13 protein-coding genes are annotated in these 16027 nt (G+C 46.7%); 8 read left to right on the top strand and 5 right to left on the bottom strand.

The genetic code is table 11. The features are described 5' to 3' along the window. Window positions 1-47: 47 nt before the first annotated feature. The 3 genes from M0415_RS04245 to dmeF form a co-directional block, all read right to left on the bottom strand. Window positions 48-2141 carry a prolyl oligopeptidase family serine peptidase gene (locus tag M0415_RS04245; RefSeq protein WP_249555439.1) on the bottom strand — a complete coding sequence of 698 codons (2094 nt, stop codon included), beginning with the start codon at window positions 2139-2141 and terminating at the stop codon, window positions 48-50. Window positions 2142-2677: 536 nt separating this feature from the next. Beyond that, a complete protein-coding gene (locus M0415_RS04240; protein WP_011622868.1) occupies window positions 2678-3139 on the bottom strand; it encodes a MarR family winged helix-turn-helix transcriptional regulator in 462 nt (153 codons plus the stop codon). Next, window positions 3139-4335: a CDF family Co(II)/Ni(II) efflux transporter DmeF gene (gene dmeF / locus M0415_RS04235; RefSeq protein WP_249555441.1), complete on the bottom strand. Its 1197-nt coding sequence runs from the start codon at window positions 4333-4335 to the stop codon at window positions 3139-3141. Before dmeF ends, M0415_RS04240 begins: the two co-directional genes overlap by 1 nt. A 703-nt stretch (window positions 4336-5038) precedes the next feature. Here dmeF and gloA point away from each other — a divergent pair. Beyond that, window positions 5039-5449, top strand: a complete 411-nt coding sequence (gene gloA, locus M0415_RS04230; protein WP_011717181.1) for a lactoylglutathione lyase — start codon at window positions 5039-5041, stop codon at window positions 5447-5449. Window positions 5450-5541: 92 nt separating this feature from the next. Here gloA and msrQ read toward each other — a convergent pair whose 3' ends face one another. Together msrQ and msrP are read right to left on the bottom strand one after the other, a co-directional pair. After that, entirely contained in the window at window positions 5542-6189 is a 648-nt protein-coding gene (gene msrQ / locus M0415_RS04225) for a protein-methionine-sulfoxide reductase heme-binding subunit MsrQ (protein WP_249555443.1), read from the bottom strand. Between the two features lie 115 nt (window positions 6190-6304). Beyond that, window positions 6305-7339, bottom strand: coding sequence for a protein-methionine-sulfoxide reductase catalytic subunit MsrP (gene msrP / locus M0415_RS04220; protein ID WP_088211670.1), 1035 nt, complete (start codon window positions 7337-7339; stop codon window positions 6305-6307). A 274-nt stretch (window positions 7340-7613) separates the two neighbouring features. Here msrP and rmuC point away from each other — a divergent pair, with 274 nt between their 5' ends. The 7 genes from rmuC to M0415_RS04185 all read left to right on the top strand — a co-directional run bounded on the left by rmuC (window position 7614) and on the right by M0415_RS04185 (window position 16023). Then, complete coding sequence (gene rmuC / locus M0415_RS04215; RefSeq protein ID WP_249555445.1) at window positions 7614-9179, top strand: DNA recombination protein RmuC; 1566 nt, start codon at window positions 7614-7616, stop codon at window positions 9177-9179. A gap of 93 nt (window positions 9180-9272) precedes the next feature. Beyond that, window positions 9273-11198, top strand: coding sequence for a transglycosylase SLT domain-containing protein (locus tag M0415_RS04210; protein WP_249555447.1), 1926 nt, complete (start codon window positions 9273-9275; stop codon window positions 11196-11198). A gap of 214 nt (window positions 11199-11412) precedes the next feature. Next, a complete protein-coding gene (locus tag M0415_RS04205; RefSeq protein ID WP_249555449.1) occupies window positions 11413-12120 on the top strand; it encodes an EAL domain-containing protein in 708 nt (235 codons plus the stop codon). A 543-nt stretch (window positions 12121-12663) separates the two neighbouring features. After that, the gene (locus M0415_RS04200) at window positions 12664-14019 is read left to right on the top strand and encodes an ATP-binding protein (protein WP_249555451.1); all 1356 of its coding nucleotides are present in this window, start codon (window positions 12664-12666) and stop codon (window positions 14017-14019) included. A 60-nt stretch (window positions 14020-14079) separates the two neighbouring features. Next, a complete protein-coding gene (locus M0415_RS04195; RefSeq protein ID WP_249555453.1) occupies window positions 14080-14679 on the top strand; it encodes a hypothetical protein in 600 nt (199 codons plus the stop codon). Between the two features lie 84 nt (window positions 14680-14763). Continuing rightward, on the top strand, window positions 14764-14928 hold the full coding sequence (locus M0415_RS04190; protein WP_249555455.1) for a hypothetical protein: 165 nt from the start codon (window positions 14764-14766) through the stop codon (window positions 14926-14928). A 183-nt stretch (window positions 14929-15111) separates the two neighbouring features. Next, complete coding sequence (locus tag M0415_RS04185) at window positions 15112-16023, top strand: AAA family ATPase (RefSeq protein ID WP_041412651.1); 912 nt, start codon at window positions 15112-15114, stop codon at window positions 16021-16023. Window positions 16024-16027: the final 4 nt, after the last annotated feature.

Below are 16027 nucleotides of genomic sequence, written 5' to 3'. Positions count from 1 at the left end.
ACTTGCTCGGTGCTAATCGCGACACTTTTTGCGTGAAAAGGTCACGATTATTTTAACTGCTGTAATAAGTAGGCAAACGCCATTGAATTTAGTTCCGCAGCTTGATTATTATCTGCAGCCCCAGCATGCCCACCTTCGATATTTTCATAGTAAAGCACATCGATACCTATGTCCTTCATCTTGGCCACCATCTTACGCGCGTGTCCTGGGTGAACCCTGTCATCACGGGTTGAGGTGGTGAAGAACACCTTTGGATAATGCGTATCCTTGTGCAAATTATGGTATGGCGAATAGGTTTTAATGTAAGCCCATTCCTCTGGCACATCGGGATTACCGTATTCCCCCATCCAACTTGCGCCGGCGAGTAACTTATTGAAGCGGTACATGTCGAGTAACGGCACTTGGCAGACCACGGCATTGTAGAGATCGGGACGACGGGTAAAGGCGGCGCCCATCAGCAAACCACCATTACTGCCACCTTGAATACCTAAATGCTTGCTCGAGGTAATCTTACGGGCGATAAGATCCTCTGCAATGGCTTCAAAGTCCTCGTAAGCCTTATGACGATTTTCCTTAAGCGCCGCTTGATGCCACGCAGGCCCATACTCGCCGCCACCACGGATATTCGCCAGCACATACACACCGCCCTGCTCTAACCAGTTTTTACCAATGGTTGCAGAATAGGCTGGGCGCAGTGACACTTCAAAACCACCATAACCATAAAGCAGTGTTGGATTGCTGCCATCGAGCTTAAGATCTTTTGCCATCACCACAAAATACGGCACTTTGGTGCCATCCTTTGAGGTCGCAAAATACTGTTCGGTGGTAAATTTATCCGCCGCAAATTGCTGAGGCATACCTTTCATCTTTTGCGGTTTTAGCGCCTTAGCATTGACGGTATACAGGCTCGATGGCTCAAGGAAGCTTGTGTAATTGACAAAGAAATCATCACTGTCGCGCTCCATATCCATCACGGTAAGCGCGCCGTTGGCCTCAAAGGGTACCGGCGTGCTTTGCCATGCGCCTTTCGCGTCTTGCTCATAGCGAACCAGTTTGCTCTTCACGTTATCGAGCCAATTAACAAAAATCGCGCTCTTACTGAACGTTAACTGGGCGATTGATGCGGTCGGCGTTGGGCTGACAAATTCAGTAAAGGCGGCTTTTTGGGCAATCAAATCTGCCACATTGGCGTACACTACTGCGCCTTGGCTGAATGTCGCCGCAGGGGTTGCTAACTCACTCTTAAGCTCAATAAACAACTTGCCTTGGAAATAGCCTTTAATCTCGGCATCCTGTGGGAGTGGCAGCTTAATGAGTTTGCCGTCTTGGTAAACATATTGAGTGGCGGTGTAAAAGGTATGCGCCTCGGTAACTAGGCTCAGTGGGATTTTGTCGTCAAATATCACCCAACCCGATACCGCGACCGAAGTTTTGTCGCCACTGAAAATGGTTTTCGCTTGCTCAAGCGGCGTTCCACGTTGCCATAACTTCACCACGCGGGGATAACCCGAGTCCGTCATGCTTTGACCATCGCCAAAGTCGGTACCGACAAAGGCCTGATCGGTATTAATCCAACTAAGGCTAGATTTCGCTTCTTTTAAGAAGAAAGGTTTGTCTTTCGCAGGCACAAAGTCTTTGGTGGTTAAATCAAATTCACGCACTTCGACCGCATCGGCGCCGCCACGGGACAAGGACACAAAGCAGCGCTGATTCTGTGGATACTGGCAATCAATGCCTTTGAATACCCAGTTCACCGCTTCGGTTTTGCCTAAGGCATCGACATCGAGCACGGTTTCCCACTTTGGATCCGCCTTGGCGTATTCTTCCATGGTGGTGCGACGGTAAATCCCCCGCACATGGGTATCATCCTTCCAAAAGTTATACAGCTTATCGCCAATATGGGTGGCGTAAGGAATACGCTCTTTGTCATTGAGGATAGCGAGGCTGTTGGCAACTAAGGTCTCGAAGCCTTTGAAGGCTTTAATTTCGGCGGCTGAAGTGGCATTTTGGGCCTTAACCCACTCCATCGGCTTTGCGCCTTCAACCTCTTCGAGCCAAAGGTATTTGTCTTCTTCGGCGTGGAGTTGACCACTCATAGTGAGTACCCCTGCGATGCACCAAGGCAGTAATTTACGATTCATGTTATTCCTTTTTAAACAGAGCCCTTAAACATAGTCCTTGAACAGAGCCCTTAGATTGAGTCCATCTTGATTTCTGCCCTACATTACCTTAATTGACCTCCAGTTCAACCTTTAATACAACAAGAATGTAACAAAAGGTAAGATATTGTAATCACGGATGATTAATCGAGAATGAATCGAAAATATTCGAGATGCTATGCGGGCGTGTTAACGTTTCGAGATTAGATTTTGTTCGCTCTGGCAAGTACGTACTCGCGAAACGAGGAATGAAGTGTAGTCTACTCAAATGACGAGCGGCTCTTATGACAGAAAGTAAGAGCAAAGGCTTGCCAGACGAACCCTTCGGGCAGCATTTGGCTGGCGTTTCTGCTGCGTTATCGTCCGTTTATGTAGAATAACTACACGGCACGGACTTTGCCTTGCATAAAAGCCAGCCTAATTGCTGCAAAAATAACCCTGAAACGTCAACACGCCCGCCAAAAAAAGCGCCCATCGGGGCGCTTTAATCAATACTGAATCGCGAGTAAACGCTACCATTAAAACTCTTGGTTCATCCGCGTCAGCAGACTCAGCAGTAAGCTTCGCTCCTCTGCACTCATCTTAGCGGTGAGATCGGTCGTTAATTGCAGATGCAGCGCATCATGCTCGAGGAACAGCGCCTGACCTTTCTCGGTGAGCTCAACCAGAATCGAGCGTCTGTCACTCTCATGGGGACGGCGCATCACCCACTGGGACTCGACCATTTTATCGATTTGTACGGTGAGCGTGCCTGTGGTCACACCGATTTTGTCGGCCAGTTCCTTCATTCGCATCGCGCCGTGCACACCCAACAACTCTATCGTGTGTACCTGCGACAAGCTAAAACCCTTATCGCGCACAATAGCATGCTCCCACGATGATAATTTTTCATAAAACTCAATAATCACATGGTTCAAGGCCTGATCCGTAGAATGGGCGGACGCGGCTGATAAAGCATCATGCGGGTGTGCAACTGTCATTAGGCTTCCTTAGCCACACACTCACGTTGACGGCAAGTATGCAGCTCAATGGTAATATGGGATAACTCAGGGAACTTAGTCAGTAACTGATTAAAATAACTGGCTTCTTTCGGTGAGTGAGACACAATGGACACCATAATAGCATGGTGATCGGCACTCACGCGCCAAATATGTAAATCGGCGACTTGATGATCCGGTACCGCCTCTATGGCCTCACGCACTTTACGCTGTAGCGAGGCCTTTACCCCACCGTCCAACAGAATTGGACTGGTCTGTTGGATAAGGCCCCATGACCAGCGGCTGATAATAATCGCGCCAACAATCCCCATAATCGGATCGAGCCAAGTTAAGCCCATATATTTACCAAATAACAGCGCCGCAATCGCCAGCACTGAGGTTAACGCATCGGCTAAAACGTGGAAATAGGCTGCCCTCAGGTTGTGATCATGGCCCGAGTGCCCGTGTGAATGCCCATGGGAATGACCCTGTGCGTGGCTGTGCGAATGGTCGTCATGGTCATGGTCATGGTCATGGTCATGGTCATGGTCATGGTCATGGTCATGGTCAGCAGCATGATGATCGTGTCCATGGCAGCAATGATTATCTTGATGATCCTTATGGTCATCATCTTCATCGTCGTGATCATGGTCGTGTGAGTGACTGTGCGAATGTCCATGTGAATGTCCATGGTCGTGAGAATGATGATCCTTCAACAGGAACACACTTAATACGTTCACGCTTAAGCCAATCAGGGCGACAAAAATCGCTTCATTAAAGTGAATATCCTCAGGGTTAATCAAGCGCATCCCCGATTCAATTAACATCACTAAGGCCACTAAGCCCAAGGCGATGGCACTGGTGTAACCGCCAAGCACACTGACCTTACCAGTCCCAAAGGCAAAGGCCGGATCATTGGCATGCTTACGGGCATAGGAATAGGCAAATAAGGTGATCATAAAGGCGGCGGCGTGGGTACCCATATGCCAACCATCGGCCAACAAGGCCATAGAGCCATAAAGGTTCCCCGCCACAATCTCGGCCACCATGGTAATCACGGTGAGATACAACACATAACGGGTGTTTTTTTCGCCCGCGGTATTTTGGTTAGAAAATCCATGGGAATGCTGCCACTGCGCGACAGAATGCCCAAGCCCAGTACTCTGCATCGGCTTCTCGGTTGAAGATGTTGTTTTCATTATTTTTTCCTAAGCGATTTTCCCTAGCTTGCATAAATGAGTGCGTAAATTCATGCAGCAAGAGCAAACACGCTGTGGTGATTGATGACTTCTGTAGCCAGTTTAGTTTGAAAATCAAAATATATAAATATCAAAATAATCATTTTTCAAACTATTTGCATAAGTGTTGCAACGACTCACAAAATTTAAACGCAGCAAAGTACCAACCCACCTTCACAAGGCTCGTATAGACAGGGCATAAACTCGAAACGGGGAAGCGATAAAAACGATAAGGCAAATAACACAAAGGCGCTTAAATCAATCGACTTAAGCGCCTCTGCATGGGAAGGGATTTGAAGGCAATATCAGAACATGGATACAAAGAATGCACTGAAAAATAAAGCAATTACAACTGTTGTACCTAGCGCCATTTTTAGTTCGGTGTTCATATTCACTCTCCTAGTTGGTATAACCCCATTATTATCAAGGCTGAGATAAATGCCTATATTGAGATAGTTATTTTGTGAGCAAGAGCTAAATAATCGTGCACTTTTCACACCGCACCGCCAAGCAAAGTGACATAGCTCACAAAGCAAGAACTTCCCTAGCGCACGCAATTATCGAAATCAAGACCAAGCAATCCATTTATTCGATTAACATTCCGGCATGACTTACGGCAAATTTTGATATACTGCCGACGTAATTCATTGACCGAGATAATCCTATGTCACAACTGTTACACACCATGCTTCGCGTCGGTAACTTAGAACGCAGTATCGCTTTTTACACTCAAGTGCTGGGCATGAAGCTGCTCCGCACCTCAGAAAACCCAGAGTACAAATATTCCCTCGCCTTCGTGGGTTTCGGTGAAGAATCAACGGGTCAGGCCGTCATCGAGTTGACCTACAACTGGGGTACGGAAAAATACGATCTCGGCACGGCCTTTGGTCATATCGCTATCGGTGATGAAGACATTTATGCCCGCTGCGAAGCCATTGCCGCTGCGGGTGGTAAAGTGACTCGCGCACCCGGCCCTGTTGCTGGTGGCACCACTGAAATCGCCTTTGTGGAAGATCCAGACGGTTATAAGATTGAATTTATTCAAATGAAGTCGGCGACCCAAGGTTTAGGTTAAGCCTATTACCTTCCCGCCTGATGTAAAAACGGCGTTTGCAAAGCTACAAACGCCGTTTTCTTTTGCTCATACATAAATCGAAATGCCGCAGATTATCGCTTGCCCTCGGCGGCCATGGCGATACGGCTGCTGCGCTTCTTCTGCCAAATGGGTAAACGCCACGCGAGCAACAAACTAAAGCCAAGGATATACAAACTCGGTTCGATAATTTCGGATTTTACCGACCAATAAAAATGAATCGGCGCCAGTATCGCCACCACATACACCCCATTGTGCAGCGTTTGCCAGCGGCGGCCCATTTTACGCATCAAGGCTTTAAAGGACGTCAGTGCTAGCGCGGTAACAATCACATAGGCCAGTGCGCCGACTAAAATATAAGGCCGTTTCGCCACTTCACTGAAGAATAACTCCCAGGCAAACAGCAGATCTAAACTAAAAAACGCCACAATATGCAAGGTCGCATAGGCAAACACATACAAGCCAACTAAACGGCGTGTCTGCATTAACCAGCCTAACTTTAATCCCTTAGCAAGGGGCGAGATCAGCAGTGTAGCCGCCAGCGCATTTAAAGCGCCAATGCCAGTAAAGTGGATAATATGCTGCACGGGGTCGCCGCCCGCACGGCCTGACAGCACAGTAAAAATCAGCCAAGCAATCGGGATAAGCCCTATCAAATGAAAGACCAGCTTTATCCACAAAAGCTGTTTTGGCGTGACTCTTAACGCCGTGATATTGAACATAAGACTCCTACTCTTTTGACTCTTTCAAGGCACTAACCTGTATGCCACTAGATAGATATTGCCACTTGTTCGCTAGGCGCAATCAATGGCGCCTAAACAACAGCCGTCAAGTGAGTTAATAAAACTGCCTCAGATCCATACCCTCATATAAAGAGGCGACAAACTCGCCATAGCCATTAAAGGGCTGCGTATCGATGCGTTTTGCCGAGAACAAACCGCCCTCGCCGATGCGCCGCTCGCTCGCCTGCGACCAACGGGGATGATCTACCGCAGGATTCACATTGGCATAAAAACCATATTCATGGGGCGCGAGTTGATTCCAACTGGTGGGCGGCTGCTTGTCCATCACCCGAATGCGGACGATGGATTTAATGCTCTTAAAACCGTATTTCCAAGGCACCACTAAACGGATCGGCGCGCCGTTTTGCGGCGGCAAGGTTTTTCCGTAGAGTCCGACCGACATCAGCGTCAGCTCATTCATCGCCTCGGCAATGGTTAGACCTTCCACATAGGGATAATGAATGCCGCCACCCATTAAGCGGCTCTTTTGCCCCGGCATTTGCTCAGGATCGAAGGCGGTTTCAAAGGCAACATACTTGCCTTTACTGGTCACGCCGACTTTCTTCAATAAAGCGGCGAGCGGAAAGCCCACCCAAGGGATCACCATGGACCAAGCTTCGACGCAGCGCAGGCGGTAAATGCGTTCTTCCAGTGGAAACAGCTTAGTCAGATCTTGATAATCAAGGGTCATGGGGCGCTCCACTTCGCCTTCAATGCGTAATTGCCAAGGGTCGACCTTAAACTGCTGGGCGTTATCAGACGGATCCTGCTTGCTGGTGCCAAACTCGTAAAAGTTATTGTGGGTGGTGACCTTATCCACGGGGGTCAGCACTTCGTCCTTGCCAAAGCGGGCATTGGCCTCGAAGGTTAATGGCGTGGTGATAAAGCTAGTTTTGGGTTGTTCGCCAAACAGATCGAATAATCCCGCCTGCACATAACCCGGAATGCTAGCCCCAATCGCGCCAAGGCCCATGGCTTTGACTATGTGACGGCGCGCTTTAAACACCGACTCGGGTGTCACTTGATTATCTTGGATATGCCAGCGCGCTTTTTTCAAAATACCCGGTGTAAAACGTGATTGATTAGCCAATGGACACCTCTGCAAAAATAAATGTTATGTACCGGCGCTGACTCACACTCTGCGCTCGCCCAAAAAGCCTCAGGTACATTTACCTGTGTTGATAAGCTGTAGGGATATAGACACAGATAACAGCAAAAAAATTTCATCCCTCACAGTATCTCAACTTAAGCGACTAAGTCTTGCTCATTTGAGTCATCGCCTAAACAGATTGTTAATTAAAGCACTTGAAGCCTTTTTGGGGGCATGCGACCCTAGGCGCCACAGCTAAAGGAGTGCTAATAAGATGCCATTTTCTCAATCTTTTTCCCTCGCCCAGATCATCGGTCTTCTCGCCGTGGCCTTTTTAGGACTGTTAATCGGTGCCCTACTCAATCAACGTCTCACCCGCTCACGCTGGCAACAGTTTAAAGACGAATTAGAGCAAGAAATGCGGCAAGTAAACGAAGACGCCGAGCTCTCCCTCGCCCAGCAGCAAGTTTTAGTCGACGACAAAGATAACCAACTGCGCCAATGCCAACAGCGCTTAGAGCAAAAGATAGAACAACTGGGTAAAGCCGAAGCCATGGCCGAGCGCCTGCCGAGTGTTGAGCAGCAACTTGCCGACAGCCATCGCCGCCAACTTGAGCTCCAACTGGCCTTATCCAAATCCAATGCGATGCAACAGACCATTCAAGCCAAGGCCGATGCCCAGCAATCCGCGATGCAGGAAAAAATCGCCACCTTAGAAATGGCCGAAGTGCGCCTACAAACCCAATTTGAAAACCTTGCCAATCGTATTTTCGAAGAGCGTAGCGAAAGCTTTAAGCATCAAAATGCTAACCAGTTAGAAGGCGTCCTCGGGCCGTTGAAGCAACAGTTAGAAGGCTTTAGGCAGCAAATTCGCGAATCCTACAATCATGAACAGTCGGAACGCAGCGCCCTTAAGCATCAATTAGAACACCTGCGCGAGCTCAACTTAAAAATGAGTCAGGATGCCATTAACCTGACCAAAGCCTTAAAGGGCGATAACAAGCAGCAAGGTAACTGGGGCGAAGTGATTTTAGACCGCGTGCTGCAAGAAAGCGGTCTGCGCGAAGGTCACGAATACCACACCCAGCAAGATCTGAAGGACGACAGCGGCAAACGCTTTAAGCCAGATGTGATCGTACATTTGCCTGAAAATAAAGACGTCGTCATCGATGCCAAGATGTCGCTTGTCAGCTACGAGCGCTATTTTAATAGCGAAGATCCGTTGGTGCGTGAACAGGCTATCAATGAACACGTTTTATCGATCCGCAATCATATTAAGGGCTTGAGCCAAAAGGATTATCAGCGTTTACACGGGCTAAAAAGCTTAGATTACGTGCTGATGTTTATCCCGATTGAACCCGCCTTCTTACTGGCCCTAGAGCATGACCCAAGCCTAGTTAACTTTGCCCTCGAGCAAAATATTATGCTGGTCAGTCCAACCAACCTCTTGGTTGCCCTGCGAACAATCAATAATATCTGGCGTTACGAGTATCAGAACCAGCACGCCCAAACTATTGCCAAACAGGCGGGTCGCATCTACGACAAACTCTGTGGCTACCTCGACGATATGGAAAAACTCGGTCGCGCTCTGGATAACGCCGAAAAAACCTATCACAGTGCCATGAACAAATTGTCATCGGGTAAAGGCAATTTAGTGCGTCAAGCGCATTTAATGCAGCAACTAGGTGTTGATACCAGCAAGCAACTCGATAAGATGTTACTTGAGAAGGCGCTTAACGAAGCCTTAGACGAGAGTGATGCGCAGGACAGCGGTGATAATCAAACTCATCGCGATACGCTTTTGCCCCATACTGAGGATGCCACCGCACTCGAACAATAACGAACAACACGCAGTTTAAAAGCCAATAACTCATAATCCTGAATCGATAGGGAAAAGTCGATTGTAACCTTGATGCCCGGAGGCAAGTTCTGCATGTGCAACCCATTGACAAAGATGGTGTTATCCAGCGCAATTATCATCGCAGGGGCATTTAATGCCTCTGCGGCTTTCGCGTTAACTTCTACCCAGAAGACCTTTCTCGAGGCTGAAAAAGCCTTAAAGAAACAAGACTATGCCACCTATAAGCCCCTGCGTGCTAAGTTAGGCGATTATCCGCTGGCGATTTATCTCGACCATGATATCGACATTGGCAAGCTTAACGATTTACGCGGCAACGACGCTAAGGCCATGATAGATAAGTATCAAACCACGCCTATGTACCAACGCCTACGTTCAAAATATTTATTAAATGCCGGCGGCCAAAAGCGTTGGAACGACTTTTTGAGCCTCGCTCAAGACGCGCCGACCGATGTCAGGCTACAGTGTTATTTCTATGAGGCCAAACTCGCCAAGGGCGAAACCCAAACCGCCTACACGGCAGCGCAGTCACTTTGGGTCTATGGCGATTCCCGTCCCAAGGAATGCGATCCCCTCTTCAATGCTTGGACCAAGGCCGGTAAACGCACTCAGGATGTGATTTGGGCGCGGATGTTACTGAGTTTCGATGAGGGCCAAACCAGCCTGCTGAGTTACCTATCGCAAAAAATCACCGTGCATAGCGCCGAGGCAAAACGCTTAGTGGCGGTGTTTAAAGATCCCAATAGCCTGCGCCATACCGAAAAATTTAAGGATAAAAATCCTATCGTTGGCGATATCGTCGCCGCAGGCTTAAAACGCCTTGCCCGTAAGGATCTCGACCAAGCCATTAATTTATATACTCGGTATCAAAAAGCGAAACGCTTTACCCCAGCGCAGGATCAACAGCTGCAAAAGTACTTGGTACGCCGCGTGTTGATTGAGCAGGATGATAATTTTAGAGACTGGGCCGATAACCTGCTGCCCGAGATGAAAAGCGATGATATGTTCGAGCGCCGCTTACGCTGGGCGATCCGCGAGCAAGACAGCACCCATATCGCGCGCTACTTAGATTTATTATCGCCAGAAAGCGCAGCCAAAGAGCGCTGGCAGTATTGGTTGTATCGCACTAACGCGAAACACGCTCCCGAAAGCGCCACTAAGGCGTTAGCGGCGGTCAGTAATGAGCGCAATTTTTACGGTTTTGCCGCGTCGCAGTTATTGAATAAGCCCGTCTCCTTAAATCAAAGTCCTGAGCCTGTGGTGGATGGAACCAGTCAAAAACTCGAAGACGATTTAGGCTTTGTGCGCGTATTGGAGTTGATGGCGCTGGACCGTTACTTCGATGCCCGCTATGAATGGGTCGCCCTGCTAAAACGCAGCAATAATGAGATGCGCGCCCGCTATGGTCGTTATGCTCACGATCAAGGCTGGTATGACTTTGGCGTGGAGGCCAGTATCCAAGGCAAACTCTGGGATGATATTCCCCTGCGCTTCCCGATGGCGCATCAGTCAGGCTTTGAACATGCCAGTAAAAAGCACAAGGTCAATATTGATGAAATCCGTGCGATTAGCCGCCGCGAAAGTGCGTTTTTCCTCTATGCGACCTCAGGTGTCGGTGCCCGCGGTTTAATGCAGATTATGCCCGCGACTGCCAAGGCGACAGCGAAGAAACACGGGGCTAAATACAGCGATCCTAAGGATCTGTACAGCGCCGAGCTGAACTTAAACTTAGGCAGCGCCTATTACGCGCAATTGTTGAAGGATTTCAATCAAAACCGCGTGTTAGCAACCGCCGCCTATAACGCGGGCCCCTCGCGGGTTCGCCGCTGGTTAGCGGAGTCGAATGGGAAGCTCGATGCCATGAGTTTTATCGAGTCCATTCCCTTCACCGAAACCCGTGAATATGTGCAAGCCGTGTTAAGTTATCGGTTGATTTACGAGGCGCAAAAACAAAAGCCACAGCCTTTATTTAATGAGGCTGAGCTCAAGTTCCATTACTAAGCTACATGGCGAAAATGGGATAGTAATCGAACAGTAATCAAGGTGGCATTGGCCACCTTGATCATTTTTGGCCACATCAAGATGCCGTTTTATCCCAAGGTTTAACCGTATGAGTGTTTAATCGGCAAACGCGCTCAAGCGAGGTAAACTTGTTTGCACTCTTGGCCACTAAATGCGAATAATTAGCGATTAGTCATTTAACACGCCAGTCTCGATGCTCAATCTCAGCGGTTTATCCTTAAGTTGCGAATATCAGCCCTTTGTCTGTCCCCATACTCAACGCATTCATGGCTATGAAGCACTCGCCCGTTTTTACCTTGAGCAGGGTCAAGCCATCGCCCCGAATCTAGTGTTTGAGCAATTACACGAAGCCAGCGAACAACTGGCGGCGGTCGAGTTTCAGGCAAAAGCTTTTCAGCTCAAACACGCCCCTCAGGCACAGCGGTTATTTGTGAATGTAGACCCCCACGCGGTGGATGGCGCGCATACCCAAAAGTTACTCGACCTGCTATCGCAGCATCCGCAATTGACGGTGGAAATCATTGAAAACACCTGCGTGAGTGATGCCGAACTTGCTAATCGCTTGTTCCATCAATTTAAAGCGGCCAATATTCAAGTGGCGCTCGATGATATCGGCGCGCCCCACTCCATGCTCTCCATCGATTTAATGATGAATGTGGACTACCTCAAGTTTGACCGCTACTGGCTTAAATTAATCGACGCGCCCCATGGTATCGCCCTGCTCGGCGCCCTGATTGAATTTGGCAAACGCACGGGCAAACAATGCATCCTTGAAGGCATCGAAACCGAGGCACAACTCCAGCTAGCCCGCGAGCTTAATATCGATCTAGTACAGGGATTTCTATTCAAACCTTGGTTTATCCGCCCAGAGCAAAGTGAAAGGTTAATTTGTTTGGGATAATAATGGTTTATACAAGAATGGCAGAGTGAATGTAGGTTCGCTGTGATTGTGAAGTTAGAAATGGATCACACCAATATTGCTAAATAACATATTGCGTTATGTGCATTTCCACTGTTTCCCCAGTGACACGCCGTGAATATATCCCTATAGGCTCGACGGCGGCATCCATGCCGCCAACGGTCACTGGTGCAACAATGACAATCTTAACAACCCCTCTAGCAGTTCCTCTATCTAAAAAAGCTATTAGCACTCGTTAGTGGATCATAAGCGATTCATATACGGGTGATTTCAACAGGAAAATATAAAATCATTTAAAATTAATTACTTGCTTAAAGCAAAACTTAGATAATAGTTTGGGAAACGTACATGTGCCTTTTACTAATGGTATATTTCAAGGAAAGCTGATAAATTCTTTACATACAGATAGTTAGCTGAGCACGTTTTCACTAGTCTAACGAGCATATACACTAATAACGCTTTAAATTGTGGCTAGAAGTTGTGCTTCTAAGTATTAAACTAATCACACATAATATGGATTGTTAAATGGGCAACATGGTAATAAGTGGTACAGCAGATATCACGCATGAGGGAATTAAAAAACATTTCACAAAATGGAAGAAACACCCATTCCAATCAGTTATCGAACTAATTGCTAACGGATTTGATTCTGGCGCAACATCTGTTGATGTCACAATTGAGCTCAATGAAATGCATGGCTTAGCAGCTATAACTGTATTGGACAACGGGTCTGGTATTGACATACAAAAATGCGATCAGCATTTTTCTAGGTTTAATGAATCTTCAAAGCAAGGTGATGATGACCTCCAAGGCGCACACGGAAAGGGAAGGCTTGCTTTTCATTTACTCTGCTCAAATGCTACTTGGTACACCAAATACCATGACACTGAATCTAAGATATTAATAGATAGCCATACACTACGTAATTTCTCAGCACTAGAGATTTCATCTGACGAGCAGCATGCGTCATTAAGCTCATTAAAATCAGGCACATGTGTAGTTCTTACAAATTTCCATACGAACTTACCAGAACTAGGTGTTATTAGAAAAAACCTTGAAAATTATTTTGGTTGGAGATTAATTCTAAATCCAGAGAGAAAGTTAACTGTTAATGGATTGGATGTTGATATCCCTGATAGTGTTCTTATTGAGAAAAATATTTCCATCAATAATACTGAATTTAAAATTGATTTTATTCGCTGGATAAACAAGCCTGGAGATGAAAAATCATACAACTATGTTGTTAACAATGATGGGCGGGTATTACATCGCGATTTAAGCAGTTTTAATAACAAGCCAAATTTCCATCTTAGCTCTTATTCTAGATCAGATTGGTTCGATAATTTCGATAAAACAAATTCATCTCTAAATTTCACTGATACTCCACAGGTTTGTCCGGATTCAACTGAATTTAAGAAGTTAAAAAAGACAATACATAAATTCAGTAGTGATATATACGAAGAATTCCTTCGCGAATTCGTTGAAGAAAAGATCAATGAATATGAAATCCGTGGTTATTTTCCTAACCATAAAAATCTTAAAGCAGAAGAAGCTGCTTGGCGAAGAGAAAATACAAAGAAATTTGTAAAATCTCTTTATTTGGCTGATCCAACAATTTTCAATAACATCAAAGAAAAGCCTGTAAAAATATTACTAGCACTAATTGATAAGATACTTGTATCCAATGAAAATGACACGATTTTTGAAGTTATTGGTGAGATTCTTGACCTAGATGAAAATCAACTCAATACATTCTCAAAACAGGTTAAAAATTCATCGTTAAAAAATATTATTAGTACTATAGAAGTCCTCCAAAAGAGAGAGCTTGCGGTTCAAAAACTTCGAGAAATAATGGTTAAACACTATAAAGAAGTTCTTTAAACTCCTGACTTACAAGGCATTATAGAAAGTAACACTTGGCTTTTCGGTAACAAATACACGGTGCTAGGTGCTGAAGAGGATGATTTTCAAAATATATCCTTTAAACTGAGGGAGCACGTTAAAGGGATAAATTTAATTGATGACTGCGACATAGAAGCATCGGATGCAGAAGATGGGCTAGATATTGAAGGTGTCAGACGACAAGTAGACTTATTTTTAGCGAGAAAAAATATTGGTTTTAATTCAAGAGGTGAGTCTTTTTACCAGTGCACAATAATCGAAATAAAGAGACCTGCTGTTGCACTCAACGAGAAGCATCTTAAGCAAATTAAAGATTATGCTCGAATAATATCTGAGCATTCAGGCTTCTCTATGGAGAAAATGAAATTTGAAATAATTCTGGTTGGTAGGAAAGTATCAGAGAAAGATTTCGACATCCATTCGGCTTTAGAGACTGCAGATGCTAAGAATGAACCTGGATTAGTGTTCAGCTTCAAGAATGATCGAATAAAAGGGTACGTAAAAACTTGGGGAACCATATTTGCAGAGTTTGATCTAGCGAACCACTACTTGCTCGACAAGCTTCAAATGAAGCGGGATTCACTAGAACATAAATCATCAGAACAACTTGTAGATGATCTTCAGAAACCATCTGAATAAAGCATTTAATAAGCGCACATTGTCGGATTGTTTCTCCGCTATAATCCAAGCCAACAGACCATACCGATGCAAGCAAGGTGAACTGTGGCGATTAGCGAGACGACCGTCCGCCCCACGGACGGGGCGGTCGAGCATCCACGGATGGACTTGCTGCGCGTCGGCGAGCAAATGCCACGGCTCGCCGATAAACTGCAGCAAAAAGAACTAATAAACCAAGAGTTAGCCTGTTCACAGTTTTATCTACTCTAATTAACGCTTTTCAGCCTCAAATCATACGGTGTGAAGATAATGGAATGCCTTGGCTCACCTCTCTATGGACGGTAAGAATCACACTAAGCCTATTGATTTCACAGTAAAAGCGACTGGCTAAGCGCGTCATATTCCGCCATAGTGGTAGAGTGAATGACCTTATCCATGCACAAGGAGTCTCCCGTGGCACATTCTGGTTTAAGCCAACTATTACAACAACTTGAACAAGTACTATTAGGCAAGCCACGGCAAATTCGCTTAGCCCTCGCCTGTATTCTCGCCCGTGGCCACCTATTAATTGAAGATTTACCCGGTATGGGCAAAACCAGCCTGTCCCATGCCCTCGCCCAAAGCCTCGGCCTTAGCTATCAACGTATTCAATTTACCAGTGATATGCTGCCCGCCGATATTCTCGGGGTATCGATTTTTGATAAACACCAAGCGCAATTTGTGTTTCATCCCGGCCCTATTTTTAAACAGATGGTGCTGGCCGATGAGATTAACCGCGCCAGCCCTAAGACTCAGAGCGCCCTGCTCGAGGCAATGGCCGAGCAGCAAATTTCAGTCGATGGCATCACCCACAGATTACCCAATCCGTTTTTTGTGATTGCCACACAAAACCCCACGGAGCAATCGGGCACCTTTCCGCTGCCCGAATCCCAACTCGACCGCTTTATGATGCGGATTTCCATCGGTTATCCTAGCCATGATGCGGAGCTGGCGATGCTGAAAAGCGATCAAACGCCGCAAACCCTCGATAATTTACCCCAATGTTTAACCCCGCTGGCATTAACCCAGTTGCAGGAACAATGCGACAAGGTCGCGGCGTCCGATGCGCTGCTCAATTATGTCTTGGCCTTAGTGCATGACTCGCGCAACCAAACCGATGCCGTCGGCTTGTCGCCCCGCGCAACCAAAGCACTATTGCAGGCGGCTAAAGCTTGGGCATTTTTAGAGGGAAGACACTATTTAGTCCCCGAAGATGTGCAAGCGGTGTTTTGCAGTGTGGCCGAACATCGACTGCGCACCAGCAGCCAATTGCAGGGGGAAGCGCTCTCGGAGCGGATCCTCGCCAGCGTCAATCCCATCATGTAATGCC

This window comes from Shewanella sp. 10B, assembly GCF_023475885.1.
Classification (GTDB): domain Bacteria; phylum Pseudomonadota; class Gammaproteobacteria; order Enterobacterales; family Shewanellaceae; genus Shewanella; species Shewanella mangrovisoli.
The sequence above is the reverse complement of the archived record's forward strand: the minus strand, read 5'-3'. Positions and strand labels throughout refer to the sequence as shown.

Bases quoted from the DNA above. Each gene is read 5' to 3' on its own strand.
- rmuC (WP_249555445.1), top strand. From the start codon at position 7,614: ATGCCATTTTCTCAATCTTTTTCCCTCGCCCAGATCATCGGTCTTCTC.
- M0415_RS04245 (WP_249555439.1), bottom strand. From the start codon at position 2,141: ATGAATCGTAAATTACTGCCTTGGTGCATCGCAGGGGTACTCACTATG.
- gloA (WP_011717181.1), top strand. From the start codon at position 5,039: ATGTCACAACTGTTACACACCATGCTTCGCGTCGGTAACTTAGAACGC.
- dmeF (WP_249555441.1), bottom strand. From the start codon at position 4,335: ATGAAAACAACATCTTCAACCGAGAAGCCGATGCAGAGTACTGGGCTT.
- msrQ (WP_249555443.1), bottom strand. From the start codon at position 6,189: ATGTTCAATATCACGGCGTTAAGAGTCACGCCAAAACAGCTTTTGTGG.
- M0415_RS04240 (WP_011622868.1), bottom strand. From the start codon at position 3,139: ATGACAGTTGCACACCCGCATGATGCTTTATCAGCCGCGTCCGCCCAT.
- M0415_RS04205 (WP_249555449.1), top strand. From the start codon at position 11,413: ATGCTCAATCTCAGCGGTTTATCCTTAAGTTGCGAATATCAGCCCTTT.
- M0415_RS04210 (WP_249555447.1), top strand. From the start codon at position 9,273: ATGTGCAACCCATTGACAAAGATGGTGTTATCCAGCGCAATTATCATC.
- M0415_RS04200 (WP_249555451.1), top strand. From the start codon at position 12,664: ATGGGCAACATGGTAATAAGTGGTACAGCAGATATCACGCATGAGGGA.